This window comes from Pseudomonas putida, from assembly GCA_041071465.1.
Lineage (GTDB): Bacteria > Pseudomonadota > Gammaproteobacteria > Pseudomonadales > Pseudomonadaceae > Aquipseudomonas > Aquipseudomonas putida_P.
On the sequence record CP163498.1, the window covers coordinates 3770918 to 3796287 of the forward strand.

A 25370-nucleotide genomic window follows, 5' to 3' on the forward strand; every position below is an offset into this window, starting at 1 on the left:
ATTCACGTTGGAGGTTGAGTGATGCCAAGCAACAAGTCGGACGCGCTTTTTCCTCCACCGTGGGTGGAAGGCTCGCTTGCAAACCTGGTGGGTGGCGCGCTGAACGTCATCCCTCTCGATTTGCTCAAAGCCCCCCTACGTGTGGATGTCACGCCCTGGGACAGTGGTTCGCCCCCAACCCCTGGGAGGCCAGAGACACTTATGCTGATGTGGGACGGCGTACAGGTAGGTGCGCTCAAGCAATGGACGGCACCCATTGCCGCAGATGATTACTTCGTCGAGATTCCCGTTCAAGATCTCAAGAATGACGCTACGCCCGATTTGACCTACAGGGTCAAAGCGTACAACGGGGCTGAACAGGATTCGGCCCCGCTAACGATAACCCTGGACTTGACGGGGCCCAGCCTGGGGGCGGACCGCGGGGCCCTGTTGTTCGATGATGAGGTGATGAGAGATGGCATAACGGAGGATTACCTAAATCGTCACGATCCTGTTATCGCTCTGCTTCCGGATTATCAGACCTTTGTGCCTGGAGACCATATTCGCTGGTTCTGGGACACGCAATTGTATGAAAACAATCTTGTCGCCGAAAAAGTCCTCGAGCAGGGGGATCTCCCCGTCACAGTGGAGATTCCTGGCGATGTCATCCTGGATCGAGGGGATGGGGCGCGTTTTGCACACTACCTGCTATGTGACTATGCCGGTAACCCAAGCACGCCAGTGGAGCCGAAAGTCGTCCAGTTGCAGGTCGATGCGGCGCCGGTGCCCAGAGATTTGAGCTGGCCAGAGGTTTCCCATGCTGTGGGAGAGGAGCAGCAGGTTGTTTTGGACCTGAATTCACGCATGACTTACATGCGGGTCAAGGTGCCAACAGGGGCGGCGTTACCCGGTGAAACGATCGAGGTTTTCTGGGGCGAGCCTGGGCGTGTGGGCAGCTATCAGACAAGTGCAGAAGCGTCGGGCTTCCCCCATGAGTACGAGATCCCGCTGGACAGGATCGCGCCACACAGTGGCAAGGTGTTGACTGTGTATTTTGAGGTGACAGAAACAACGGGTGGTAACGTTCATACGTCATTATCCCGGTTAGTGTTGTGCTTGCCCTTGAATCAAGGGCTTCCCAGGCCGGACGTTCACCCATCCTCGAATGATACGGTCTACCTGTCCCAGGTCCCGGCTGATGGCTTGACCATTACCCTTGCTGCCTGGAAATACATTCATGCGGATCACAGGGTCACCTTGGTCGTCGGCGGCGTGGACACCCAGGGGCAGCCATCGACGCAAGAAGTGCTCAAAGAACATGCCTTGACCCCGGCGGAGGTGCAAAACGGCTTGGGGTTCGACGATACGGTCAAGGCGACCAAGCCTTTTTTGATGTCGCTTAAGCGCGACAAGTTAAGCGTCAGGGTTTTTGTCAGTTTTGATCAGGGCGAGACCTGGCCAGAAGAAGCAAACTTCCCGCTGCTTGACCTGGGCCTGCGCGATTGAGCGGTCGTGCTAAATGGCCGTTACGGATAGCGGTTTTTCTACCAGGCGTGTGGTGCCGCCATAATCGTTGATCGTGGTGAACTGTACTTGAAGGCCCTTGCTGGCCTGGGTTGTCTTCAGTTCAAAGGACTGCGTCTGCATAGGCATGGCCATCAAGGCGGTATCGATTTTTTCGATTTTGCCCGGTGCGCCCACTTCCAAGCGCCCAAAGGTGAAGTGATAGGGCGTGGGGTTAAGGACCTGCAGGAAGGTCTTGCCGTTGTTGCTTGCCAATGACCACTGCAGGCTGTCCAGGTGCTGCTCGGGCACACCCTTCACCTGGCTGGGCCGATAGAACAGCTTGATGCGGGTGCGCAGGGCGATTTTCAGTACGTTGTCCTGCCCGCTGTCTATCTGGGGGATCTCCTGAACATTGAAGTAGAACAGCGATTCTCGATCGGTGGGCAGGTTGTTTGGCAGTGCGTTTATCTTGACCAGTTGTTCACGCTTAGGGTCGAGCCTGAACAAGGTCGGGGATACGGCAAAGGGGACAGCGGTACTGGTGTCGTCGGCTGCGGTGTTGACCCAGGCTTGCGTGGCGTAGGTAATGTTGCTTGGGTTGGCGACAACGATCGAGCTGCTGTGTTGGTCGCCAGGGTGGACAACGCGCGTGGCACTGATCGTCAAGGCCGCTTCGGTGGTTGAAGAAAGCGTCGCCAGACAGGCGAAGCTGAGCGCGTACTTGCGCAGCAGAGTAGTAGACATGGTCGGGCCGGTTTCATTGGCGAAACGAAATACCCCTGGCAGTGCCAGGGGGCTTGAATTAGCGAATATCGACAGAGAACGAGACGTTGGTGTCGATCTGCCCCTCGGTCACTGTTGCCGAAGTGGTGACAAGGCGCGCCGAGAACACCATGTCGGTGTCGGTAGTGTCGTTAACCTCGTAGCTCATCGACTCAGTACCCGGCGCAAGGCGGGTTGCAAGGTCGTTGATGGCCAGGCCCAGGCCGGTGCTGTAGCCCAGGCCGTCTTTGAGGGCATAGAGGTTGGGATTGGTCTGGTCGGCGCCGTAGCCTGCCTGGTAGGTCGCGTAGGCCTGTTGAGTACCGGTCACGCAGCTTGCCGGGACGCGCAATGCGAAGTGTTTCGGAGAGGTTTCTTCCCCGACCTTGGTGAAGTTGAACGTATTATAGTTGCCCAGGTGGATCAGCGGCAGGCTTGGGCCGCCAGGGGTAACGACTTCGATCGGGCAGGTGCCAGGCCCGCTGACAGTACCTTCGAAGTTGATGATCGAGGCCATTGCCGCGCTGCTGCAGAGGCTAAGTGCAAGCACGGATAGTGTTTTTTTCATTGGATGAACCCTGTCTGGTTGATCGCTGGAAACTCATGTGTCTCAGCGCGTCGGCAGAGTACGCAGGGCACCTCAGGGGGTCTGTAGGCGAAGGCTGAGCTTCCCGGGAAAAAAGGGAAGCGCTTGTGTAGTTCAACACGCCTTCGCCATAGCGGTACTTCGCGAGCTTAGTGGCGGGTATCAGCTGTTGCCGACGCCAGTAGCTGCTTCTGTTCGAACCAGTCGAATGCCTCGCCGCGCTGTTCGCATTCGTAGCGGCGTTCTTCCAGTGCCTGGTACAAGGCCAGTTCTTCATCCGGCATGAAGTGCAGGCAATCGCCGGCAAAGAACCACAGCAGGTCGCGCGGCACCAGGTGAGCGATTTGCGGGTAACGTTGGATGACCTGGCAGATCAGGTCCTGGCCCAGGTACTGGCTTTCCAGTGGGTCCTGCGGTAGCAGGGTCAACAACTCGTCAAAGCGCTCGAGGAACAGGACGTGGCTTTCCTCCGGTACCTGCTCGGCTTCCCCAGGGCAGCCAGAATGGTGCGCAGGTGGTTCAGAAGTTGTAGGTGGTATGCCTGATGGGGGGTGGCCATGGGGGCGGTCCTCGGGGTGGTTGAAACGGGGCCGGAGTATACGCCGGTTGGGGAAGGGGCCGCAAAACGGCCCCCTGTTTCATCGCACCTTGCCCTGCTCCGGAAGCAGTTGCGCCTTGTCGAAGGCATCCACATCGATCACTGCCCGGCGTGCCTGCTCCGCCGCCTGTAAGCGTTGACCCTCGTCAGCCTGTAATGCACCACTCTGGACTGCCGCATCGATGGCCGACTGCCCAGGTGCCGGCTGTACCTTGCCCTCCTTAAGCGCCTGATGCAGCACTTTGTGCAGTGGCGCAGTCTCGTCTAGTAGGTTGCAGGCCCGTTGCAATGCTGCCACCGGGTCACCCTCGGCCTGGGGTCGGAAGCAGCCGGCGAGCAATTCCTCCAGCGCCGGGTCGCCCTTGCTGCGGCCGATCAGCGCCGCCACTTCGGCATCCAGCTCATCGCTCGGCCCGGTATGGCGGCGGCCGAAGGGGAACACCAGCACGCGCAGAACACAACCGACAAATCGGTTGGGGAAGTTGTCGAGCAGCCGGTCCAGCGCCTTTTCCGCCTGGCCCAGGCTTTCTTCCATGGCCCAGCGCAGCAGTGGCTGCATGTGCTCGGGTGAGCCCAGGTCGTGGTAGCGCTTGAGCGCGGCGCTGGACAGGTACAGGTAGCTGAGCACATCGCCCAGGCGCGCACTCAGGCGTTCGCGGCGCTTGAGCGCGCCACCCAGCAGCATCATCGACAGGTCGGCCAGCAGGGCGAAAGCGGCAGCCTGGCGGTTGAGGGCGCGGAAATACCCTTGGCTCAATGCATCACCCGGTACCGACTCGAAGCGCCCTAGCCCCAGGTTGAACACCAACGTGCTGGCCGCGTTGCCGGCGGCGAACATGATGTGCTTCATCAGTAGCTCGTCGAACTCCCGCAGCGCCTGGTCACGGTCCTCACGGCCGACCAAAGCCATTTCCTTGAGCACGAACGGATGGCAGCGGATGGCGCCCTGGCCGAAGATCATCAGGTTGCGCGAAAGGATGTTGGCGCCTTCGACCGTGATGAAGATCGGTGCCCCTTGCCAGTTGCGCCCCAGGTAGTTGTTCGGCCCCATGATGATGGCCTTGCCGCCGTGCACGTCCATGGCGTGCTGGATGCATTCGCGGCCGCGCTCGGTGAGGTGGTACTTCAGAATCGCCGACAGCACCGAAGGCTTTTCACCGAGGTCCACGGCCTTGGCGGTCAGCAGGCGGGCGCTGTCCATCAGCCAGGCGTTGCCGCCAATGCGTGCCAGCGATTCCTGGATGCCTTCGAAAGCGGCCAGTGGCACGTTGAACTGTTCGCGGATATTGGCGTACTGGCCGGTGACCAGGCTGGTGTACTTGGCCGCGCCGGTGCCGACCGCAGGCAGGGAAATCGAACGGCCTACCGACAGGCAGTTCATCAGCATCATCCAGCCCTTGCCGAGCATGGCCTGCCCACCGATCAGGAAGTCCAGCGGCACGAACACGTCCTTGCCGCTGTTGGGGCCGTTCATGAAGGCGGCGCCCAGCGGCAGGTGGCGCTTGCCGATTTCGACACCAGGCGTGTCGGTGGGGATCAAGGCCAGGCTGATGCCCAGCTCCTGCTCGTCGCCCAACAGGTGGTCCGGGTCGTAGGCTTTGAAGGCCAGGCCCAGCAAGGTCGCGACCGGGCCCAGGGTGATATAGCGCTTTTCCCAGTTCAGGCGCAGGCCCAGCACTTCTGCGCCGTTCCACTGGCCTTTGCAGATGATGCCGGTGTCGGGCATGGCGCCGGCATCGGAGCCGGCCAACGGGCCGGTCAGGGCAAAGCAGGGGATCTCGTCGCCGCGGGCAAGGCGTGGCAGGTAATGGTTGCGTTGTTCGTCGGTGCCGTAATGCAGCAGCAATTCGGCCGGGCCGAGCGAGTTGGGCACCATCACCGTGGAGGCGAGATCGCCGCTGCGGGTGGCCAGTTTCATCGCCACCTGGGAATGAGCGTAGGCCGAAAAGCCTTTGCCGCCGTATTTCTTGGGGATGATCAGGGCGAAGAAGCCATGCTGCTTGATGTGACCCCAGGCTTCGGGTGGCAGGTCCAGGTCCTGACCGATCTGCCAGTCGCTGACCATGGCGCACAGCGCTTCAGTGGGGCCGTCGATGAAGGCCTGTTCTTCGTCGGTCAGTTTCGGTGCCGGGTAGGCCAGCAAGGTACGCCAGTCGGGGCGGCCGCTGAACAGTTCGCCGTCCCACCACACCGTGCCGGCATCGATCGCTTCGCGCTCGGTTTGCGACATGGGCGGCAAGGTACGCTGGAACCAGTTGAAAACCGGCCCGGTGAACACCTTGCGGCGCCAGTCCGGGAGCGCAACCAGGGCGATTTTCAAGGCCAGTACCCCCCAGATCAGGGTCAGCAACCAGCCGGGTGCACTGCTGAAAATGCCCATCAGCAGCACGTAGGCCGCCATGATGCCCAGAATCTGCAAGGGCGCCAGGCGCCGATGCGTGAGGTATGCCGCGCCGATCACCAGCACTACCAACCACAACAGCAACATAATCGGTCCTCCTTGGAACCAAGGGCTTGAGCCGTCCCAGACAGCTTAGACGCAACGCTGTGAACGGCATGTTCTGAACAGTGACAGGGTGTGGCAGCGGGAGTTTCAGTTCATGTGCTTGCCTGTGCTGGTTTCTTCATGGGTACAGGCGGCGAGGGTCTGGAGTAGACTGCAACACCTGTGCATTCATAAGGACGTTGCCATGCTGAAGATCTGGGGTCGCAAGAATTCGAGCAATGTGCGCAAGGCGCTGTGGATCGCCCACGAGCTGGGCCTGGACTTCGACTCCATCGACGCCGGCGGCGCTTTCGGTGTGGTCAACGAGCCGCACTACCGCGCCCGCAATCCCAACGGCCTGGTGCCGATGCTCGAAGACGGCGACCTGACCCTGTGGGAATCCAACACCATCGTCCGCTACCTGTGCGCCGAGTACGGCGCCGAGCAGGGCTGGTACCTCGAAGACCCACGCCAGCGCGCCCTGGCCGACAAGTGGATGGACTGGACCACCTCGTCCTTCGCCGCACCCTTCCGCCCGCTGTTCTGGGGCCTTTTGCGCACCCCGGAAGACCAGCGCGATTGGGTGGCGATCAACGCCGCGCACAAGCAGTGCGCGCAATTGCTGGCCATTGCCGACGAAACCTTGGCCAAGCAGCCGTATCTGTCCGGTGACCAGATCGGCATGGGCGACATCCCACTGGGTAGCTTCATCTACGCCTGGTTCGAAATGCCCATCGAACGCCCGGCCATGCACCATCTCGAAGCCTGGTATGAGCGCCTGAAACAGCGCCCGGCCTACCAGGCCGCGGTGATGACGGCGCTCACCTGACCCTGCTTCGATAGTCATTATCAATAGATGTGACTGTACTTGTGCGGCCTTGCCTTGCACCATGGCCGTACTCACTGCGCCAGTGACTTTACCTGGCGTGTCCTGCACCTTTTTCCTCGGTAAGTGACCCGCTATGAGTTCCGCCCTGTCCATCCGACAGCTGACCAAGACCTACGGCAATGGCTTTCAGGCCCTCAAAGGCATCGACCTCGATGTTGCCGAAGGCGACTTCTTCGCCTTGCTCGGCCCCAACGGCGCCGGCAAGTCCACCACCATCGGCATTCTCTCCACCCTGGTGAACAAGACCAGTGGCACGGTGAACGTGTTTGGCCACGACCTGGACCGCGAGCCCTCGGCGCTCAAGCGTTGCCTGGGCGTGGTGCCCAAGAGTTCAACTTCAACCAGTTCGAAAAAACCTTCGACATTGTCGTGACCCAGGCCGGCTACTACGGCATCCCGCCCAAGCTGGCCAAGGAACGCGCCGAACAGTACCTGACCCAATTGGGCCTGTGGGACAAGCGTGATGTGCAGTCGCGTTCGCTGTCCGGCGGCATGAAGCGCCGCCTGATGATTGCCCGCGCGCTGATCCACGAGCCGCGCCTGCTGATCCTTGACGAGCCCACCGCGGGTGTGGACATCGAGTTGCGTCGCTCGATGTGGAGCTTCCTCACCGAGCTGAACCAGAAGGGCATCACCATCATCCTCACCACCCATTACCTGGAAGAGGCTGAGCAGCTGTGCCGTAACATCGGCATCATCGACCACGGCACCATCGTCGAGAACACCAGCATGCGCCAGTTGCTGGGCAAGTTGCATGTGGAAACCTTCGTGCTCGACCTCAAGCAGGACCTGGCCAGTGCACCTGTGCTGCAAGGCTACCCGAGCCGGCTGCTGACCCCGCATACCCTGGAGGTGCAGGTGGACAAGGACATCGGCATCACCGCGCTGTTCGGCCAGCTGGCGCTGCAGAACATCGAGGTGCAGAGCCTGCGCAACAAGACCAACCGACTTGAGGAGCTGTTCGTGTCCCTGGTGGAAAAAAACTTGTCGAAGGTGGCCGTATGAGTGTGGAACTGCGCACCAACTGGGTCGCCCTGAACACCATCGTCTACCGCGAGGTGCGGCGCTTCTTGCGCATTTGGCCGCAAACGTTGCTGCCACCAGCGATCACCATGGTGCTGTACTTCGTCATCTTCGGTAACCTGATCGGTCGGCAGATCGGCGATATGGGTGGTTTCACCTACATGCAGTACATCGTGCCGGGGCTGATCATGATGTCGGTGATCACCAACTCCTATGGCAACGTGGTGTCGAGCTTCTTCGGCAGCAAGTTCCAGCGCTCGATCGAAGAGCTGATGGTGTCGCCGGTGTCGCCGCACACCATCTTGGTCGGCTATGTACTGGGGGGCGTGCTGCGCGGTCTGGCGGTTGGGGTGATCGTGACCATTTTGTCGATGTTCTTCACCGACCTGCAGGTGCATCACCTGGGCGTGACCGTGATCGTGGTGCTGCTCACTGCCACCATCTTCTCGCTGCTGGGCTTCGTCAACGCGGTGTTCGCCCGTAATTTCGACGATATCTCGATCATCCCGACCTTCGTGCTGACGCCGCTGACCTACCTGGGCGGCGTGTTCTACTCGATCAACCTGCTGCCGCCGTTCTGGCAGACCGTGTCGTTGGCCAACCCGGTGCTGCACATGGTCAACTCATTCCGCTACGGCATCCTAGGGGTGTCGGATATCAGCATTGGCACGGCGATCACCTTCATGCTGGTGGCCACTGCGGTGCTCTACCTGCTGTGCGTGCGCCTGCTGGTCAGCGGTCGCGGCATGCGTGCATGACCCCTGCTGCGAACACCTGAGCTTGCGCCGGCGCCACTGCCGGCCAATCCACCAGCGCCAGTACAACAGTGTGGTGAAGTAGGCGACGATGCCCAGCACCACCCCGCACACCACCGAACCCAGCAGAAACGGTTGCCACACCGTGGCCAACTGGTCGGTGATCCACTCGAAGGTCAACGCATCGGGCAAGCTGCGTGGCGGCACCTGCATCAGCCAGGCGCCTGTCATGTAGGTGACGAAGAACACAGGTGGCATGGTAAGTGGGTTGGTCAGCCACACCAGGCTGACGGCGATAGGCAGGTTGCCGCGCACCGGAATGGCCAGCGCGGCAGCCAGTAGCATCTGCGCGGGCATCGGGATCAGCGCGGCGAACAGGCCAACGCCCATGGCCCGTGCCACCGAATGGCGGTTCAGGTGCCAGAGGTTCGGGTCGTGCAGCAACTTGCCGAAAAAGCGTAAGGACTTGTGTTCCCGAATGCTGGTCGGGTCCGGCATGTAGCGTTTGAAAAGTCGGCGCGGCATGTAGGCTCCCGGAGCGTTGATCCGGGAAGTATGCCCTTAATCCTGCTCAGGCTCGTTTAGAGTTTGTGACAATTGTTGAGCAAGCGTTGCCGGCAAATGGGCTATGCCTCAGAAGGTAATTTGCCTTCTGGAGCTCTACCTCATGCGCACAGGGATGTTTGCGCTCGCGCTCGGGCTTTTGTGCCTGGGCTTTCTCCCGCGTTGCCATCGGTCGGATGGCTGCTGGTGCTGGCCGGCTGCGCTGTCGTCAGCCTGTTTACCCGGGGTTGGCCGTTGGGCTGTTTTCTCCTGGGCTTCTGTTGGGCTTGCTGGTCTGCGCAGCAGGCGCTCGATGATCGCCTGGCTAGCGGTCTGGATGGCCGCACCCTGTGGCTGGAAGGGCGGGTGGTTGGTTTGCCGACCCGAACAGCACAAGGCGTGCGTTTCGAGTTGGAGGCGGCACGCTCGCGGCGGGCCGAACTACCGCAGCGCCTGCAATTGAGCTGGTTCGAAGGGCCGACACTGAGGGCGGGCGAGCAGTGGCGGCTGGCCGTGACCTTGCAGCGTCCGGCTGGGCTGCTCAATCCGCATGGGCCGGACCGGGAGGCCTATTTGCTGGCGCGGCGAGTGGGCGCCACGGGCACGGTCAAGGCGGGGCAGCTGCTGGCTCCCGTGACCGGTGGCTGGCGCGATGCGCTGCGTCAGCGCTTGCTTGCGGTCGAGGCCAATGGTCGTGAGCAAGCGTTGGTGGCGTTGGTGCTGGGCGATGGAGCGGGCCTGGCCAGGGAGGACTGGCAGACATTGCAGGCCACCGGCACGGTGCACCTGTTGGTAATTTCTGGCCAGCATATCGGCCTGGTCGCCGGTTTGCTCTACGGCCTGGTTGCCGTGCTGGCGCGTTGGGGGCTGTGGCCGGCACGGCTGCCATGGCTACCCTGGGCCTGCGGTCTGGCCATGACCGCGGCGCTGGGCTACGGCTGGTTGGCCGGCGGCGGTGTGCCCGTGCAGCGCGCCTGCCTGATGCTGGCTGTGGTGTTGCTCTGGCGCCTGCGCTTTCGCCACCTTGGGGCTTTTTTACCCTTGTTGCTGGCGCTCGTTGCTGTGCTGCTGGTTGAGCCGCTGGCGGCGCTGCTTCCTGGGTTCTGGCTGTCGTTTGCTGCCGTGGCCACGCTCATCTATTGCTTCAGTGCTCGCTTGGGCGCTTGGCGGCCTTGGCAGGCTTGGACGCGTGCGCAATGGGTTATTGCCATCGGCTTGCTACCGGTACTGCTGGCTACAGGCTTGCCGGTAAGCCTGAGTGCACCGCTGGCCAACCTTGTGGCAGTGCCGTGGATCAGCCTGGCGGTTTTGCCGTTGGCGTTGCTGGGTACGTTGTTGCTGCCGCTGGGCGGAGTAGGGGAGGCGCTGTTGTGGCTGGCGGGCGGCTTGCTGGATTGGCTGTTCCGGCTGCTGGCACTGGTGGCGCAGCAGCGCCCGGCATGGGTGCCGCCGGCCTTGCCACTGTGGGCCTGGCTGTTGGTCTGTCTGGGTGCGTTGTTGGTTTTGCTACCCCGCGGTGTGCCGCTGCGCGGGTTGGGAGCGGTGATGCTGCTGGCGCTGTGGGTGCCCAGGGAGCCGGTGCCGCTCGGGCAAGTCGAGGTCTGGCAGCTGGACGTTGGCCAGGGGCTGGCGGTGCTGTTGCGTACCCAGCACCACAACCTGTTGTATGACGCCGGGCCGGCCAAGGGCGAAAGTGACCTGGGGGAGCGAGTGGTGCTGCCGACTTTGCATAAGCTGGGGGTGGCCAGCCTAGACCTGATGGTGATCAGCCATGCGCATGCCGACCATGCGGGTGGGGCGGGGGCCATTCAGCGGGGTTTGCCGGTCAAGCGGGTTATCGGTGGTGAAGCGCTGGAACACTTTGAGCTGCAGCCTTGTGTGAGTGGTGAACAGTGGGAATGGGACGGCGTGCGCTTTTCGCTGTGGCACTGGGCTGATGGGCAGAGCAGCAACGACCGCTCCTGCGTGCTGCTGGTCGAGGCCCAGGGCGAGCGATTGTTGTTGGCTGGTGATATGGAGGCTGGCGCCGAACGGGCCTGGCTGGCAGCCACTGAAGTGCCCGGAATCGACTGGCTGCAGGCTCCACACCATGGCAGCCGCAGTTCGTCCACCGAGGCGTTCATCCGTGCTACCGCACCGCGTGGGGTTTTGGTTTCGCGTGGGCGCAACAACAGCTTCGGGCACCCGCATGCGCAGGTCGTGGAGCGGTATCGGCGGCACGGGGCGGTGATGCATGACACGGCGGTGGAGGGGGCGTTGCGGGTGGTGCTGGGGCGGCACGGGGAAGCGGAAGGTGTGCGGGTGCAGCGGCGATTCTGGCGTGAGGTCGCAATTCCCTGACCTCCGGCAGATGAGCCCCCAGCGGTCCTATGGTAGAGTGGCGGCCTTTTCCGAAGGGGCGTTTACTGTGTGGGAATTGGTCAAGTCCGGTGGTTGGATGATGCTGCCGATCATTCTGAGTTCCATCGCTGCCATGGCTATCGTCGTCGAGCGCCTGTGGACCCTGCGCGCCAGCCGCGTCACCCCGCCGCACCTGCTGGGCCAGGTGTGGATGTGGATCAAGGACAAGCAACTGACCAGTGACAAGCTCAAAGCCTTGCGCGCCGATTCGCCACTGGGCGAAATCCTTGCTGCGGGCCTGGCCAACTCGCGCCATGGTCGTGAAATCATGAAAGAGTGCATCGAGGAAGCCGCTTCGCGTGTCATCCACGAACTGGAGCGCTACATCAGCACCCTCGGCACCATCGCTGCCATGGCTCCGTTGCTGGGCCTGCTGGGCACCGTACTGGGCATGATCGACATCTTCAGCGCCTTCATGGGCTCGCAGATGACCGCCAACGCCGCCGTGCTGGCCGGTGGTATCTCCAAGGCCCTGGTTACCACGGCGGCCGGCCTGATGGTCGGTATCCCGGCGGTATTCTTCCACCGTTTCCTGCTGCGCCGCATCGATGAGCTGGTGGTGGGCATGGAACAAGAAGCGATCAAGCTGGTGGAAGTGATCCAGGGCGACCGTGAAGTGGAAGTGGCCGGAGGCAAGGCGTGAAGTTCCGGCGCAATCGCCAGCGGGAAAACGTCGACATCAACCTGGCGTCGCTGATCGACGTGGTGTTCGTCCTGCTGCTGTTCTTCGTGGTCACCACCACCTTCACTCGCGAGACCCAGCTGCGCGTCGAGCTGCCTGAAGCTGCCAGTGCCGAGCAGGCGCCGGCCGATCAGGGCAAACTGGTGGAAATCACCATCAGCGCCGAAGGCGTGTATTCGGTGAACAACCACCTGCTGCCCAAGAGCGACCTGGCCACCTTGAGCGAGGCCATCGAGCGTGAGTCGGGCGGCGACAACAAGCTGCCGCTGGCCATCAGCGCCGACGGCAAGACCCCGCACCAGGCTGTGGTCACCGCAATGGATGCCGCCGGCAAGCTCGGTTTCAGCCAGTTGCGCATGACCACCGTCGAGGCGGCCCAGGGCACGCCTTGATGGCTTTCGCCGACCGTTTGCTCGCCGCCTGGTACGCCGGGCACCCGGCTTTGGCGCTGCTGCGACCGCTGGAGGCTTTGTATCGCCGTGTGGTCACGCGCAAACGGGCACGTTTTCTCAGTGGCGAAAGCGCCAGCTATCGGGCGCCAGTGCCGGTGATCGTGGTGGGCAACATCACCGTGGGCGGCACCGGCAAGACGCCGATGATCCTCTGGCTGATCGAACACTGCCGCCAACAGGGGCTGAAGGTGGGCGTGGTCAGCCGTGGCTATGGGGCCAAGCCGCCGCAGTTACCTTGGCGCGTGCAGGCCAATTACTGCGCCGACCAGGCGGGCGACGAGCCGCTGCTGATCGTGCAGCGCACCGGCGTGCCGCTGATGATCGACCCGACCGTTCCCGCGCCGTGCAGGCGTTGCTGGCCAGCGAACCGCTCGACCTGATCCTGTGCGACGACGGCATGCAGCATTACCGCCTGGCCCGTGACCTGGAACTGGTGCTGATCGATGCCGCCCGTGGCCTGGGCAATGGCCGCTGCCTGCCGGCCGGCCCTTTGCGCGAGCCCGCCGAACGCCTGCTGGATGCAGATGCCGTGCTGTTCAATGGTGCCAATGCTGACCGCGCCGATGGCTTTGGCTTTTGCCTGCAGCCGTCCGCGCTGGTTAACCTGCGCAGCGGCGAGCGCCGTGCGCTCGACCATTTCCCCGCAGGCCAGCGCCTGCATGCGGTGGCCGGTATCGGTAACCCGCAACGTTTCTTCAATACCCTGCTGGGGCTAAACTGGCAGCCGGTGCCGCACCCCTTCGCCGACCATGCGCAATTCAGCGCCCAGAGCCTGGCCTTCAGCCCGCAGTTACCGCTGGTGATGACCGAGAAGGACGCGGTGAAATGCCGGGCCTTTGCCGCTGACGACTGGTGGTACCTGGCCGTCGAGGCACAGCCCACGCCGGCTTTCAGCGCCTGGTTAGACAACCAGCTACAGCGTTTGCTGCGCAAGCCCTGAGCCCGTTTTCAATTTCCGGCCACCTGGCCTAAAGGAAGCTTTCAATGGACACCAAACTGCTCGATATCCTGGCCTGCCCGATCACCAAAGGCCCGCTCAAGCTCAGCGCCGACAAGACCGAGCTGATCAGCAAGGGCGCGGGCCTGGCCTACCCGATTCGCGACGGTATCCCGGTCATGCTCGAAAGCGAGGCGCGTACCCTGACCGACGACGAGCGTCTGGACAAATGAGCCTGAACTTCACCGTGGTGATCCCCGCCCGGCTGCGCTCCACGCGTTTGCCGGGCAAGCCGTTGTTGCCGATCGCCGGCAAGCCGATGGTGCAGCATGTGTGGGAGCAGGCACGCAGGAGCGGTGCCAGCCGCGTGGTCATCGCCACCGACGACGCCAGCATCCTCGAGGCCTGCCAGGCCTTTGGCGCCGAAGTGCTGATGACCCGTGCCGACCATGAATCCGGCACCGACCGCCTGGCTGAAGTGGTCGCGCACCTCGGCTTGCCGGCTGATGCCATCGTGGTCAACGTGCAGGGCGACGAGCCGCTGATCCCACCGGTGATCATCGATCAGGTGGCCGCCAACCTGGCAGCCCACCCGGAGGCTGGTATTGCCACCCTGGCAGAGCCCATCCATGAGCCGGAAGCCGTGTTCAATCCCAATGCGGTCAAGGTGGTGAGCGACAAGAACGGCCTGGCCCTGACTTTCAGTCGTGCGCCGCTGCCCTGGGCTCGCGATGCCTTTGCCAAGGACCGCAACGTGCTGCCGGAGGGCGTGCCGTATCGCCGTCACATCGGCATGTACGCCTACCGCGTCGGCTTCCTGCAAGACTTCGTCGGCTGGGGCCCATGCTGGCTCGAGCAGACTGAAGCGCTGGAGCAACTGCGTGCGCTGTGGCACGGCGTGCGCATTCACGTCGAGGACGCTATCGAGGCGCCTGCCGTGGGTGTGGATACCCCCGAAGACCTGGAGCGCGTACGGCGCTTGCTGGAGGCCTGATGCGCGTTCTGTTCGTGTGCCTGGGCAACATCTGCCGCTCGCCCACTGCCGAAGGCGTGCTGCGCCATCAATTGCAGGTCGCCGGGCTGGCCGACAAGGTGCAGGTGGCGTCGGCCGGTACCGGCGACTGGCATGTCGGCAAGGCGCCAGACAGCCGTACCTGCAAGGCGGCGCTGGCGCGCGGTTACGACTTGTCGCAACAGCGCGCCCAGCAGGTCAGGGCTTCGCACTTTGCCGAATACGATCTGGTTCTGGCCATGGACGAGAGTAACCTGCGCGATTTGCGCGCCCTGCGCCCGTCCACTGCAGTGGGTGAGCTCGACTTGTTCCTGCGCCGCTACCAGGGGGCGCTGGATGAAGTGCCAGATCCTTACTACGGCGGCGCCGACGGGTTCGAGCAGGTGCTCGACCTGGTCGAAGCGGCTTGCCAGGCGCTGGTGCTGGAAATCAAGGGGCGGCTATGACAGTGCAGTGGCAGGAGCAGGTATCGCTCAAGCCTTACAACACCTTCGGTATCGACGTGAAGGCGCGCTATTTCAGCCAGGCGCAGGATGACCTGCAGGTACGCCAGGCGCTGAGCCAGGCGCAGCAGCAAGGCCTCCCGGTGTTGGTGATCGGTGGCGGCAGCAACCTGCTGCTGACCCGTGATATCGATGCGTTGGTGCTGCACATGGCCAGCCGTGGCCGGCGCGTGCTCAGTGACGATGGCGAGCGCGTCGTGGTCGAGGCCGAGGCCGGTGAGCCTTGGCATGCATTCGTACAATGGGCATTGACGCAGGGGTATTGCGGGCTGGAGAACCTCAGCCTCATCCCTGGTACCGTGGGCGCGGCACCCATGCAGAACGTGGGTGCTTATGGGGTAGAGATCAAGGACGTATTCGCCGGCCTGACAGCCCTGGACCGCGAGACCGGCGAGCTGCGTGACTTCGGTTTGGCGGAGTGTGCCTTTGGCTACCGCGACAGTCTTTTCAAGCGCAACCCCGGGCGCTGGTTGATCCTGCGTGTGCGCTTTGCCCTGACACGCACCCTGCAGGCCCATCTGGATTACGGCCCAGTGCGTCAGCGCCTGGCGGAACAGGGCGTAACCGAGCCGACTGCGCAGGCGATCAGTGATGCAATTTGCAGCATTCGCCGCGAGAAGCTGCCGGACCCGGCTGAACTTGGCAATGCTGGGAGCTTCTTCAAGAACCCGGTGGTGCCGGCTGGTCTGGTCGAGCATATTCGTGCGCAGTATCCGGCCGTTGTGGCGTATCCGCAGGCTGATGGCCGGGTGAAGTTGGCGGCGGGTTGGTTGATCGAACAGGCGGGCTGGAAAGGGCATCGCGATGGTGATGCGGGCGTGCATCGCCTGCAGTCGCTGGTGTTGGTCAACTATGGCCAGGCGAGCGGGGCGCAGATGCAGGCGCTGGCGCTGCGGATCCAGGCGGATATCCTGGAGCGTTTCGGGGTTGAGCTGGAAATGGAGCCTAACCTCTACTGATCGAAGGGGGCAGCGTAGCGGCCCCAACCCAGCGACCACGTTCACTTGGCCAAGAAAAAGCCCCGCCAGTTCGCACTGGCGGGGCTTTTTATTCAGCCTTGGCTATCAACCGTGATGAGGCTTGTGCTCATCGGCGGCTTCCAGGGCTGGCTCCTCGGTGGCGGCAGCTTCCTGTGCGGCTTTGGCGGCAGCCTCGGCTTCACGCTTGCGACGGCGCACTTCACGCGGGTCGTTCGGCGCGCGGCCGTTCGCCAGCATGACGGTGGCCGGCTCTACTGCGGCTGGGGCTTCGATCGCTGCAGGTTCGACGACCACGGGTGCAGGCTCGGCCACTGCTTCTGGCTGAGCTTCGATTACCGGTGCGGGTTGCTCGGCAACCGAAGCCGCTTCGACAACGGCCGGGGCCTGTTCGATTTCACCGGCTTCCACGGCTGGGGCTTCCACTGGCGCTTCAGCAGCCACGGTTTCGGCAACCACGGCCGGCTCGACAACGGGTGTCGCTTCGACGGCGGCCTGCGGAGCGATTTCGACCACAGGCTCGGCGGTTGCCTCGACCACGGCCACTGGCTCGCTAACCGGTTGCTCGACCGCAGGTGCTACGGCCACTTCCTCAGCCTTGGCGACAGCTTCGACCTGCTCTACCTTTTCAACCTGCTCGACGGGTTGGGCGGCTTCGCTGTTGTCAGTTTCTGCTGCGGTGGCGACTTCAGCGGTGGCGCGCTCGGCCTGCTGGTTGGCCTGGGCTTCGGCGTCGGTGCTGATGTTGCTGGTGGCAACAGCGGCAGTCACTGCCAGGCCGGCGGCCAGTTCGGCACCCAGCTCAGTGGCCTGGTGCTGTTGTGGTTGCTCTTCGCTGCCTTCTTCTTCGCCGTCGATCAGCTCGCCATTGGCGTTGCGCTGGCGCTCACGACGGTTGCTGCGACGGCGCTGACCACGCGAGCGGCGGCGCGGGCGCTCGCCATCGGTGGCTTCCTGCTCGTCCTGCAGCAGCTCATCGTTTGGCAGTTGCTCTTCGGCCAGCTCGGCAGCCTGTTCGGCCGCTTCTTCTGCGGCACGTGGCTGACGCTCTTCGCGTGGTGGGCGCGGGGCACGTTCTTCACGTGGGGCACGTTCTTCGCGAGGGGCGCGCTCTTCGCGTGGAGCACGTTCTTCACGAGGGGCACGCTCTTCGCGAGGTGCGCGCTCTTCACGTGGAGCACGCTCTTCACGCGGTGCACGCTCTTCGCGTGGAGCACGTTCTTCGCGGGTTGCACGTTCTTCGCGCGGCTGGCGCTCTTCGCGTTCGGCTGGCGGGGTAGCATCCAGCGGCTCACGCAGCTCGCGTACGCGCTCTTCGCCACGGTTGCTGCGGCGGTCTTCGCGTGGCTGACGTGGTGCACGCTCTTCGCGCGGCGCACGTTCTTCGCGTGGGGCGCGCTCTTCACGTGGTGCACGCTCTTCGCGCGGTGCGCGTTCCTCGCGTGGCTGGCGCTCTTCGCGCGGTGCGCGCTCGGCACGTTCTTCACGCGGCTTGCGCTCTTCGTCGCGGCGGCCGTTGCGGTTGCGGCTTTGCTGGCGGCCGTTGCGGCGTTCTTCGTTGCGTGGGCTGCGCTCAGCGGCCGGTTTTTCGGCGGCAACCACCGGTGCGGCGGCAGGCTCGTCCTTGCCGGCGAACAGGCTGACCAGCGACTTCACCAGGCCCTTGAACAGGCTTGGCTCCGGAGCGCTCGGGGCAGGGGCGACCGGTGCGGCAGCCTGCGGCTCTTCAGCGGCGGCCGGTACCGGCGCATTGGCGCGTGCCGGGGCCGTTTTCACAGCAGCTTCCTGACGTACCAGGGTGCGGGTGGCGGTCGGCTGCGGCGCTTCTTCGGTTTCGGCGGCGGCGATCTCGTAGCTGGACTGGTTGTTCAGCACTTCCGGGTTGTCGTCGCGCAGGCGCTGGACTTCGAAGTGCGGGGTTTCCAGGTGGTCGTTTGGCAAGATGATGATGCGCGCACGGGTGCGCAGTTCGATCTTGGTGATCGAGTTGCGCTTCTCGTTGAGCAGGAACGCGGCCACCGGGATCGGCACCTGGGCACGCACTTCGGCGGTGCGGTCCTTCAGGGCTTCTTCTTCGATCAGGCGCAGGATGGCCAGCGACAGCGACTCGACATCGCGGATGATGCCGGTGCCGGAGCAGCGTGGGCAGACGATGCCGCTGCTTTCGCCCAGCGACGGGCGCAGGCGCTGACGGGACATTTCCAGCAGGCCGAAGCGGGAGATGCGGCCAACCTGCACGCGGGCGCGGTCGGCTTCCAGGCATTCGCGGACGCGTTCTTCCACGGCGCGTTGGTTTTTCGCCGGGGTCATGTCGATGAAGTCGATGACGATCAGGCCACCAATGTCACGCAGGCGTAGCTGGCGGGCGATTTCCTCGGCCGCTTCCAGGTTGGTCTGCAAGGCGGTTTCTTCGATGTCGCTGCCTTTGGTGGCGCGCGCCGAGTTGATGTCGATGGACACCAGGGCTTCGGTCGGGTCGATCACGATCGAGCCGCCGGAAGGCAGGTCGACCACGCGCTGGAAGGCGGTCTCGATCTGGCTTTCGATCTGGAAACGGTTGAACAGCGGCACGCTGTCTTCGTACAGCTTGACCTTGCTGGCGTACTGCGGCATCACCTGGCGGATGAAGGTGAGGGCTTCTTCCTGGGCGTCGATGCTGTCGATCAGCACTTCGCCGATGTCCTGGCGCAGGTAGTCGCGGATGGCGCGGATGATGACGTTGCTTTCCTGGTAGATCAGGAATGGCGCGGCGCGGTCCAGGGACGCTTCCTTGATGGCGGTCCACAGCTGCAGCAGGTAGTCGAGGTCCCACTGCATTTCTTCGCTGCTGCGGCCCAGGCCTGCAGTGCGCACGATCAGGCCCATGTCGCCCGGCACGGTCAGGCCGTTCAGGGCTTCACGCAGTTCGTTGCGCTCTTCGCCTTCGATGCGGCGGGAGATGCCGCCGGCACGCGGGTTGTTGGGCATCAGAACCAGGTAGCGGCCAGCCAGGCTGATGAAGGTGGTGAGGGCGGCGCCTTTGTTGCCGCGCTCTTCCTTCTCGACCTGGACGATGACTTCCTGGCCTTCGCTGAGTACTTCCTTGATGTTGACCCGGCCTTCAGGGGCCTTCTTGAAGTATTCGCGGGAGATTTCTTTCAGCGGCAGGAAGCCGTGACGTTCGGAGCCGAAGTCGACGAAGGCGGCTTCGAGGCTGGGTTCGATGCGGGTGATCTTGCCTTTATAGATGTTGGCCTTTTTCTGCTCGCGCGCACCGGACTCGATGTCCAGGTCGTAGAGACGTTGGCCGTCCACCAGGGCTACACGCAACTCTTCGGGTTGAGTCGCGTTAATCAGCATTCTTTTCATGTTGTACCGTCGGTTTCCGGGCTGCCGGAAACGGCGTTCGGCACACACGACGTCTCATGGTCGGTGCCAAGGTGCGCAAAGGGTGGCCGGGCCACCCCCGTGTCGAGCGACGTTCGGCACCAGCCGGTTGCCCAGCCTGCCGTTGTCGCGACGACGCGTCCTGTTTGCTGCGGTGCCAACAAGGCCCCGGTGGCTTCGAATAGGTATCCGAATCAACCAAGCGGGCCTTGTGCACTCAGTCAGGAGGAGGAATCAACCGTCAGCCGTGGACGCCCGGAGGCATCTGTTCAGGACCTTATCCGCTCGCCAGCCGTGAGTGGGCTGGTGGCCGGACGCGGTGCTACACGGTCCGAGGGCTGTGCATCTCCACCCTGCACGTATCCCTGATAATTCGGGTGCTGCCGCGCGCTGAATCCGCAACGGGTTGCATTTTTCGCCAGCGCTGGTTCTGCGCTGGCGCCATTCATGTCCAAGGCAGGTATTTCCGAAGCATTCGCCGGGCGTTGCGTGGAAGCGACTCGCGGGCAGAGGTGCAGCGAAAAGAATCGGGTAAGCAGGTGAAACACCGCACTTGTCGTTTTTTTTCGGTCTTCTCTACACAGCGCTGGTGGCGATTCCAGGCAATTCGGTAAACTGGCGAAAACCCCGTAGGACGGCCTCGCGTCCTGGAGAATTGCGAAGGTCAGGGACCGGCGAAGAGCCTGGTGCCGCTGGCCTGCCGCTTTTGGCGGCGTTCGCGACTATAGCAGCAATGATTAAGTGCTTCAATTCCATAAAAAATTGTTATGATCCCGCCATGACGACCAATACCCCTCCGACTTCCGGCGTTCAGCTGATCGAAGTCGCGCCGGAGCTTGCCGGCCAACGCATCGACAATTTCCTCATCACGGCCCTCAAGGGCGTGCCCAAGACGCTGGTCTACCGCATCCTGCGCAAGGGTGAGGTGAGGGTCAACAAGGGCCGCGTCAAGCCGGAGTACAAAATCCAGGCCGGCGACATCGTGCGGGTGCCGCCCGTCCGCCTGCCGGAACGTGACGAACCGGCACCGGTGGCCCAGGGCCTGTTGCAGCGCCTGGAGGCCGCGATTGTCTACGAAGACAAGGCGCTGATCGTGATGAACAAGCCCGCCGGCATTGCCGTGCACGGCGGCAGCGGCCTGAGCTTTGGGGTGATCGAGGCGCTGCGCCAACTGCGCCCGGATGCCAAGGAGCTGGAGCTGGTGCACCGCCTGGATCGCGACACCTCCGGCCTGCTGATGATCGCCAAGAAGCGCAGCATGCTGCGCCACCTGCATGCCGCCCTGCGCGGCGATGGTGTCGACAAGCGCTACATGGCGCTGGTGCGTGGCCATTGGCCGACCTCGAAAAAACAGGTCAATGCGCCATTGCTCAAGAGCAACCTGCGTTCCGGTGAGCGCATGGTCGAGGTGAACGACGAGGGCAAGGAGGCACTGACCCTGTTCCGCGTGCTGCGCCGTTTTGGCGAATTCGCCACCATTGTCGAGGCGCGTCCGATCACCGGTCGTACCCACCAGATCCGTGTGCACACCCTGCACGCCGGGCACATGATTGCCGGCGACAGCAAATACGGTGACGAAGACTTCAGTCGCGAGATTCGCGAGCTGGGCGGCAAGCGCCTGTTCCTGCATGCCTATGCGCTGACCGTGCCGCTGCCGGACGGAGGCGAGCTTAAACTCGAGGCGCCGGTGGATGAGGTGTGGGCGAAAACCATTGAGCGTTTGAGTGCATCCTGATCTATGAAAAAGGGCTATGAGCTACTGATTTTCGACTGGGACGGCACGCTGGCTGATTCCATCGGGCGTATCGTCGAGGCGATGAATGCCGCCGCCGAGCGTGCTGGCGAGGCGCCCAGTGGCGACGATGCAGTCAAGGGCATCATCGGCCTGGCCCTGGGCGAGGCCATTCATACGCTGTACCCGCACCTGGCGCCTGCGCAGGTGGAGCGCTTTCGTCAGCACTATGCCGATATCTACATGGCGCTGGATCAGCAGCCCTCGCCGTTGTTCGAGGGCGTGGTCGAGTCGCTGGATGCCTTCCGCGCCGAGGGTTACCGCCTGGCGGTGGCCACCGGCAAAGCTCGTCGCGGGTTGAATCGGGTGCTCAAGGCCAATGGTTGGGAGCAGTTCTTCGACATCACCCGCGCTGCCGACGAAACCCGTGGTAAACCGCACCCGCTGATGCTTGAGGAGATCCTCGCGCATTGCGGCGTCGAACCGGGGCGTGCGCTGATGGTCGGAGATTCTGCATTCGATCTGCAGATGGCCAGCAATGCCGGCATGCATTCGGTGGCGGTGGGCTATGGTGCCATGTCGCTACAGGCGCTGGCCGAGTTTGGGCCGCAGGTTTGCATCGATCACTTTTCCCAGCTGCGCGAGTGGCTGGGTGGTACTGCAATTCCACTTCCAAGGTAGGTAAGCATGGCAGACGAATGGAAGGCCCCCGAGGCCGAGCCCGAGGAGCGCGAAGAGCGCAAAAGCTGGAAGCTGCTGGAAAAGACCTTGCTGGCCAGCGTGCAGGAGCAGCGCCGCTCGCGGCGCTGGGGATCTTCTTCAAGCTGCTGACCTTCGTCTATCTGTTCGGCATCCTGGTGTTGTTCACCCCGCTGATGGACATGGACAAGGCCGCCTCGCGCAGCGCCAGCCATACCGCGCTGGTCGAGGTGCGTGGGGTGATTGCCGATCAGGAGGCTGCCAGCGCCGACAACATCGTCAAGAGCCTGCGCGATGCGTTCAAGGACAGCAAGACCAAGGCTGTGGTGATGCGTATCAATAGCCCGGGTGGCAGCCCGGTGCAGGCAGGCTACGTGTATGACGAAATCCGTCGTCTGCGTGCCGAATACCCGGCCATCAAGTTGTATGCGGTGATTTCGGACCTTGGTGCTTCCGGGGCCTATTACATTGCCAGTGCGGCGGACGAGATCTACGCCGACAAGGCCAGCCTGGTGGGCTCGATCGGTGTGACGGCGGCCGGTTATGGGTTTGTCGGCACCATGGAGAAGCTGGGGGTGGAGCGGCGCGCCTACACGTCAGGCGAGCACAAGGCCTTCCTTGACCCGTTCTCGCCGGAAAAGCCCGAAGAGACCCGATTCTGGCAGGGCGTGCTGGACACCACGCACAACCAGTTCATTGCCATGGTCAAGCAGGGGCGCGGCGAGCGGCTGAAGGACAAGGAGCACCCGGAGCTGTTCAGTGGTCTGGTGTGGTCGGGTGAGCAGGCCAAGGCGCTAGGGCTGGTGGATGGGCTGGGCAGTGCCAGCTATGTAGCGCGCGAGATCGTTGGTGAGAAGGAGTTGGTCGACTTCACCGTGCAGGAATCGCCGTTCGATCGCTTCTCCAAGCGCGTGGGGGCCAGCGTGGCTGAGCACCTGGCGATGTGGATGGGCTTTCAAGGGCCGCAGTTGCGCTGATTCGCGCTGAGGTCGCTGGGGGCGCAAGCGCCCCCAAGTCTCAAGGGATGACAACGCCTTCCTTGGTCAGCATATCCACCAATCGAATCAATGGTAGGCCGATCAAGCTGGTCGCATCGCACCCGTGCGTGCTCTGGAACAAGCTTACCCCTAAACCCTCCGCCTTGAAGCTCCCGGCGCAATCCAGCGGCTGTTCCGCCGTCACATAGCGCTCCACCCGTTCCCTGCTCAATTCGCGCAGCGTCACCGTAAATGGCACGCAGTCCACCTGGCAGTGCCCGGTCGCGCTGTTGAGCAATGCCAGTCCGGTCAGAAAGCTCACCTGCTGCCCGCTGCACTCCAGCAGCTGCTCGCAAGCCCGCTCGAAGGTGTGGGGTTTGCCCAGCACCTGCTCGCCCAACACGGCCACCTGGTCCGAACCGATGATCAAATGCCCTGGGTTGCTGTCTGCCAGGGCTTCGGCCTTTTGTCTGGCAAGCCGGCGTACCAGCTCTACGGCAGGCTCGTCGGCCAGGCGCTGCTCGTCTATGTCGGGGCTTGCCCAGGTGAAGGGCAGGCGCAGGCGTGCAAGCAGTTCGCGGCGATAGGCAGAGCTGGAAGCCAGTAACAAAGGAAGCATGGTAGACTCCGGGTTCGGTTGAACCAATTCTATCACGCACGATGCCGCCTAATTTCCTTTGACAGGGGCGGGGGCATCCCTAGAATGCTGCGCCTATGTTGAATGACCCGATTCCACCTCACGTTGACCCGCGCAAATTAGCCGATCGTGGCGTAACCCTTAACGGTTCGCTGCAACTCGCTGATTTGGAAAGACTCTGCGACCCGCTTTCCGACAATGTCGGTACGGTGCAGGCGAAGTTCGATTTTGAACGAGATGAACAGCACGTGGTGGTTATCCACAGCGAGCTGGACGTCGAGGTCAAGATGGTTTGCCAGCGTTGTCTTGAGCTGGTCACCCTACCGATCCACAGCGAATGTACTTACGCCGTGGTGAAGGAGGGTGCGAATACCCAGTCGTTGCCGAAAGGCTATGACGTGCTGGAACTGGGCGAAGATCCTTTGGATCTGCAGGCGCTGGTCGAGGAGGAGCTTCTGCTCGCCTTGCCAATCGTGCCTGCTCATCATCCGGAAGAATGCCAGCAGCCGGCGGGCGCAGACGAGCCCGATTCGAGCAAGGACGAGGTATCGCGGTCCAACCCGTTCAGTGTTTTGGCGCAGTTAAAGCGTGACCCAAACGTTTAGGAGTTAATCAATTATGGCTGTTCAGCAGAACAAAAAATCCCGCTCTGCCCGTGACATGCGCCGTTCGCACGACGCCCTGTCGGAAAACGCGCTGTCGGTAGAGAAAACCACCGGTGAAGTTCACCTGCGCCACCACGTTTCGCCAGAAGGCGTATACCGTGGTCGCAAAGTGGTCGATAAGGGCGCTGACGAGTAATCCTTGTCCGCTCAGATCATCGCGATCGACGCAATGGGCGGGGACTTCGGTCCCGCAGCATTGTCCAGGCTAGCATTGCCTGCCTTTCGGCTACCCCCTCGCTGCACCTGACCCTCGTCGGTCAACCCTCCCTCCTAGAAGATCTTGTCAGCGGCCTTGCGGCTGCGGATCGCGCGCGCCTGCAGATTGTCGCCGCCAGTGAGGTGATCGGCATGGACGAGCGGCCATCTCAGGCGTTGCGCGGCAAGCCGGACTCGTCGATGCGCATCGCCCTTGAGCTGGTTCGCGACGGCAAGGCTCAGGCCTGCGTCAGTGCTGGCAATACCGGTGCGCTGATGGCGCTATCACGCTTCGTGCTCAAGACCTTGCCGGGTATCGATCGGCCAGCCATGGTGGCGGCGATTCCGACCCAGGCGGGTTACTGCCAATTGCTCGACCTGGGGGCCAACGTCGATTGCAGCGCCGAGAACCTCTACCAGTTCGCTGTGATGGGCTCGGTGGCCGCCCAGGCGCTGGGCGTGCATCGGCCGCGTGTGGCGCTGCTGAATATCGGCACCGAGGACATCAAGGGCAACCAGCAGGTCAAGCTGGCGGCCAGCCTGTTGCAGAACGCCCGTGGGCTCAACTACGTAGGCTTTGTCGAGGGTGACGGGCTGTACCGTGGCGAGGCTGATGTAGTGGTGTGCGACGGTTTTGTCGGCAATATCCTGCTCAAGTCCAGCGAGGGGCTGGCAACCATGATCGGCGCGCGCATCGAGCAGTTGTTCAAGGGTGGCGTGTTATCGCGGGCCGCCGGGGCGGTAGCGATGCCGCTGCTCAAACGCCTGCAGGCTGACCTGGCGCCGGCGCGGCACAATGGTGCGAGCTTCCTGGGGTTGCAGGGCATTGTCATCAAGAGCCATGGCTCGGCGGGCGTGCAGGGCTTTCAGAGTGCCATTCAGCGGGCGTTGATCGAGATTCAGGAAAACCTGCCGCAGCGCTTGCATGGGCGCCTCGAAGACCTGTTGCTTTAGGCGTTTTGCCCATGAAGTGCTTAAATGTGACCGCTTGGTCTGTGCATCCATCCAAG

19 protein-coding genes and 6 pseudogenes are annotated in these 25370 nt (G+C 62.9%); 18 read left to right on the forward strand and 7 right to left on the reverse strand.

Annotation, left to right across the window (positions count from 1 at the left end; translation table 11 throughout):
- Positions 1 to 21 precede the first annotated feature (21 nt).
- Entirely contained in the window at positions 22 to 1485 is a 1464-nt protein-coding gene (locus AB5975_17420) for a hypothetical protein (GenBank protein XDR18435.1), read from the forward strand.
- Between the two features lie 9 nt (positions 1486 to 1494).
- Here AB5975_17420 and AB5975_17425 read toward each other — a convergent pair whose 3' ends face one another.
- The 4 genes and pseudogenes from AB5975_17425 to AB5975_17440 all read right to left on the reverse strand — a co-directional run bounded on the left by AB5975_17425 (position 1495) and on the right by AB5975_17440 (position 5919).
- On the reverse strand, positions 1495 to 2229 hold the full coding sequence (locus tag AB5975_17425) for a molecular chaperone (GenBank protein XDR18436.1): 735 nt from the start codon (positions 2227 to 2229) through the stop codon (positions 1495 to 1497).
- Between the two features lie 58 nt (positions 2230 to 2287).
- A complete protein-coding gene (locus tag AB5975_17430; GenBank protein XDR18437.1) occupies positions 2288 to 2764 on the reverse strand; it encodes a fimbrial protein in 477 nt (158 codons plus the stop codon).
- A gap of 218 nt (positions 2765 to 2982) precedes the next feature.
- Positions 2983 to 3392: pseudogene (locus tag AB5975_17435) on the reverse strand (PA2817 family protein).
- A 79-nt stretch (positions 3393 to 3471) separates the two neighbouring features.
- The gene (locus AB5975_17440; GenBank protein XDR18438.1) at positions 3472 to 5919 is read right to left on the reverse strand and encodes an acyl-CoA dehydrogenase; all 2448 of its coding nucleotides are present in this window, start codon (positions 5917 to 5919) and stop codon (positions 3472 to 3474) included.
- A 202-nt stretch (positions 5920 to 6121) separates the two neighbouring features.
- Here AB5975_17440 and AB5975_17445 point away from each other — a divergent pair, with 202 nt between their 5' ends.
- The 3 genes and pseudogenes from AB5975_17445 (at position 6122) to AB5975_17455 (ending at position 8586) form a co-directional block, all read left to right on the forward strand.
- Positions 6122 to 6745, forward strand: coding sequence for a glutathione S-transferase (locus AB5975_17445; protein ID XDR18439.1), 624 nt, complete (start codon positions 6122 to 6124; stop codon positions 6743 to 6745).
- Between the two features lie 133 nt (positions 6746 to 6878).
- Positions 6879 to 7810, forward strand: a pseudogene (locus AB5975_17450) (ABC transporter ATP-binding protein).
- Entirely contained in the window at positions 7807 to 8586 is a 780-nt protein-coding gene (locus AB5975_17455; protein XDR18440.1) for an ABC transporter permease, read from the forward strand. Before AB5975_17450 ends, AB5975_17455 begins: the two are co-directional and overlap by 4 nt.
- Here the strand turns inward: AB5975_17455 and AB5975_17460 are convergent.
- Complete coding sequence (locus AB5975_17460) at positions 8470 to 9108, reverse strand: DUF2062 domain-containing protein (protein XDR18441.1); 639 nt, start codon at positions 9106 to 9108, stop codon at positions 8470 to 8472. The genes AB5975_17455 and AB5975_17460 overlap by 117 nt on opposite strands.
- A gap of 142 nt (positions 9109 to 9250) precedes the next feature.
- Here AB5975_17460 and AB5975_17465 point away from each other — a divergent pair.
- From AB5975_17465 to murB, 8 genes and pseudogenes are all read left to right on the forward strand, one after another.
- Positions 9251 to 11466, forward strand: a pseudogene (locus tag AB5975_17465) (DNA internalization-related competence protein ComEC/Rec2).
- Positions 11467 to 11533: 67 nt separating this feature from the next.
- A complete protein-coding gene (locus AB5975_17470; GenBank protein ID XDR18442.1) occupies positions 11534 to 12169 on the forward strand; it encodes a MotA/TolQ/ExbB proton channel family protein in 636 nt (211 codons plus the stop codon).
- Positions 12166 to 12600 carry an ExbD/TolR family protein gene (locus tag AB5975_17475; GenBank protein XDR18443.1) on the forward strand — a complete coding sequence of 145 codons (435 nt, stop codon included), beginning with the start codon at positions 12166 to 12168 and terminating at the stop codon, positions 12598 to 12600. The genes AB5975_17470 and AB5975_17475 overlap by 4 nt, the downstream gene beginning before the upstream one ends.
- Positions 12600 to 13600 (forward strand): annotated as a pseudogene (lpxK, locus tag AB5975_17480) (tetraacyldisaccharide 4'-kinase). Before AB5975_17475 ends, lpxK begins: the two are co-directional and overlap by 1 nt.
- 44 nt (positions 13601 to 13644) lie before the next feature.
- Positions 13645 to 13830, forward strand: a complete 186-nt coding sequence (locus AB5975_17485) for a Trm112 family protein (protein ID XDR18444.1) — start codon at positions 13645 to 13647, stop codon at positions 13828 to 13830.
- Entirely contained in the window at positions 13827 to 14591 is a 765-nt protein-coding gene (gene kdsB, locus AB5975_17490) for a 3-deoxy-manno-octulosonate cytidylyltransferase (GenBank protein XDR18445.1), read from the forward strand. The genes AB5975_17485 and kdsB overlap by 4 nt, the downstream gene beginning before the upstream one ends.
- On the forward strand, positions 14591 to 15055 hold the full coding sequence (locus AB5975_17495) for a low molecular weight protein-tyrosine-phosphatase (protein ID XDR18446.1): 465 nt from the start codon (positions 14591 to 14593) through the stop codon (positions 15053 to 15055). Before kdsB ends, AB5975_17495 begins: the two co-directional genes overlap by 1 nt.
- Positions 15052 to 16071, forward strand: coding sequence for a UDP-N-acetylmuramate dehydrogenase (gene murB / locus AB5975_17500; protein ID XDR18447.1), 1020 nt, complete (start codon positions 15052 to 15054; stop codon positions 16069 to 16071). The genes AB5975_17495 and murB overlap by 4 nt, the downstream gene beginning before the upstream one ends.
- A 105-nt stretch (positions 16072 to 16176) precedes the next feature.
- Here the strand turns inward: murB and rne are convergent, their stop codons facing one another.
- Positions 16177 to 19437: a ribonuclease E gene (gene rne, locus AB5975_17505; protein XDR18448.1), complete on the reverse strand. Its 3261-nt coding sequence runs from the start codon at positions 19435 to 19437 to the stop codon at positions 16177 to 16179.
- 796 nt (positions 19438 to 20233) lie between these two features.
- Between rne and rluC the strand changes: the two genes are divergently transcribed.
- The 3 genes and pseudogenes from rluC to AB5975_17520 all read left to right on the forward strand — a co-directional run bounded on the left by rluC (position 20234) and on the right by AB5975_17520 (position 22863).
- On the forward strand, positions 20234 to 21190 hold the full coding sequence (gene rluC, locus AB5975_17510; protein ID XDR18449.1) for a 23S rRNA pseudouridine(955/2504/2580) synthase RluC: 957 nt from the start codon (positions 20234 to 20236) through the stop codon (positions 21188 to 21190).
- Positions 21191 to 21193: 3 nt separating this feature from the next.
- Positions 21194 to 21868: an HAD family hydrolase gene (locus tag AB5975_17515; GenBank protein XDR18450.1), complete on the forward strand. Its 675-nt coding sequence runs from the start codon at positions 21194 to 21196 to the stop codon at positions 21866 to 21868.
- Between the two features lie 6 nt (positions 21869 to 21874).
- Positions 21875 to 22863 (forward strand): annotated as a pseudogene (locus tag AB5975_17520) (S49 family peptidase).
- 40 nt (positions 22864 to 22903) lie between these two features.
- Here the strand turns inward: AB5975_17520 and AB5975_17525 are convergent.
- On the reverse strand, positions 22904 to 23482 hold the full coding sequence (locus AB5975_17525; GenBank protein XDR18451.1) for a nucleoside triphosphate pyrophosphatase: 579 nt from the start codon (positions 23480 to 23482) through the stop codon (positions 22904 to 22906).
- Between the two features lie 95 nt (positions 23483 to 23577).
- Here AB5975_17525 and AB5975_17530 point away from each other — a divergent pair, with 95 nt between their 5' ends.
- The 3 genes and pseudogenes from AB5975_17530 (at position 23578) to plsX (ending at position 25314) form a co-directional block, all read left to right on the forward strand.
- A complete protein-coding gene (locus AB5975_17530; protein XDR18452.1) occupies positions 23578 to 24105 on the forward strand; it encodes a YceD family protein in 528 nt (175 codons plus the stop codon).
- Between the two features lie 13 nt (positions 24106 to 24118).
- The gene (gene rpmF / locus AB5975_17535) at positions 24119 to 24301 is read left to right on the forward strand and encodes a 50S ribosomal protein L32 (GenBank protein XDR18453.1); all 183 of its coding nucleotides are present in this window, start codon (positions 24119 to 24121) and stop codon (positions 24299 to 24301) included.
- A gap of 3 nt (positions 24302 to 24304) precedes the next feature.
- Positions 24305 to 25314 (forward strand): annotated as a pseudogene (gene plsX / locus AB5975_17540) (phosphate acyltransferase PlsX).
- Positions 25315 to 25370 lie beyond the last annotated feature (56 nt).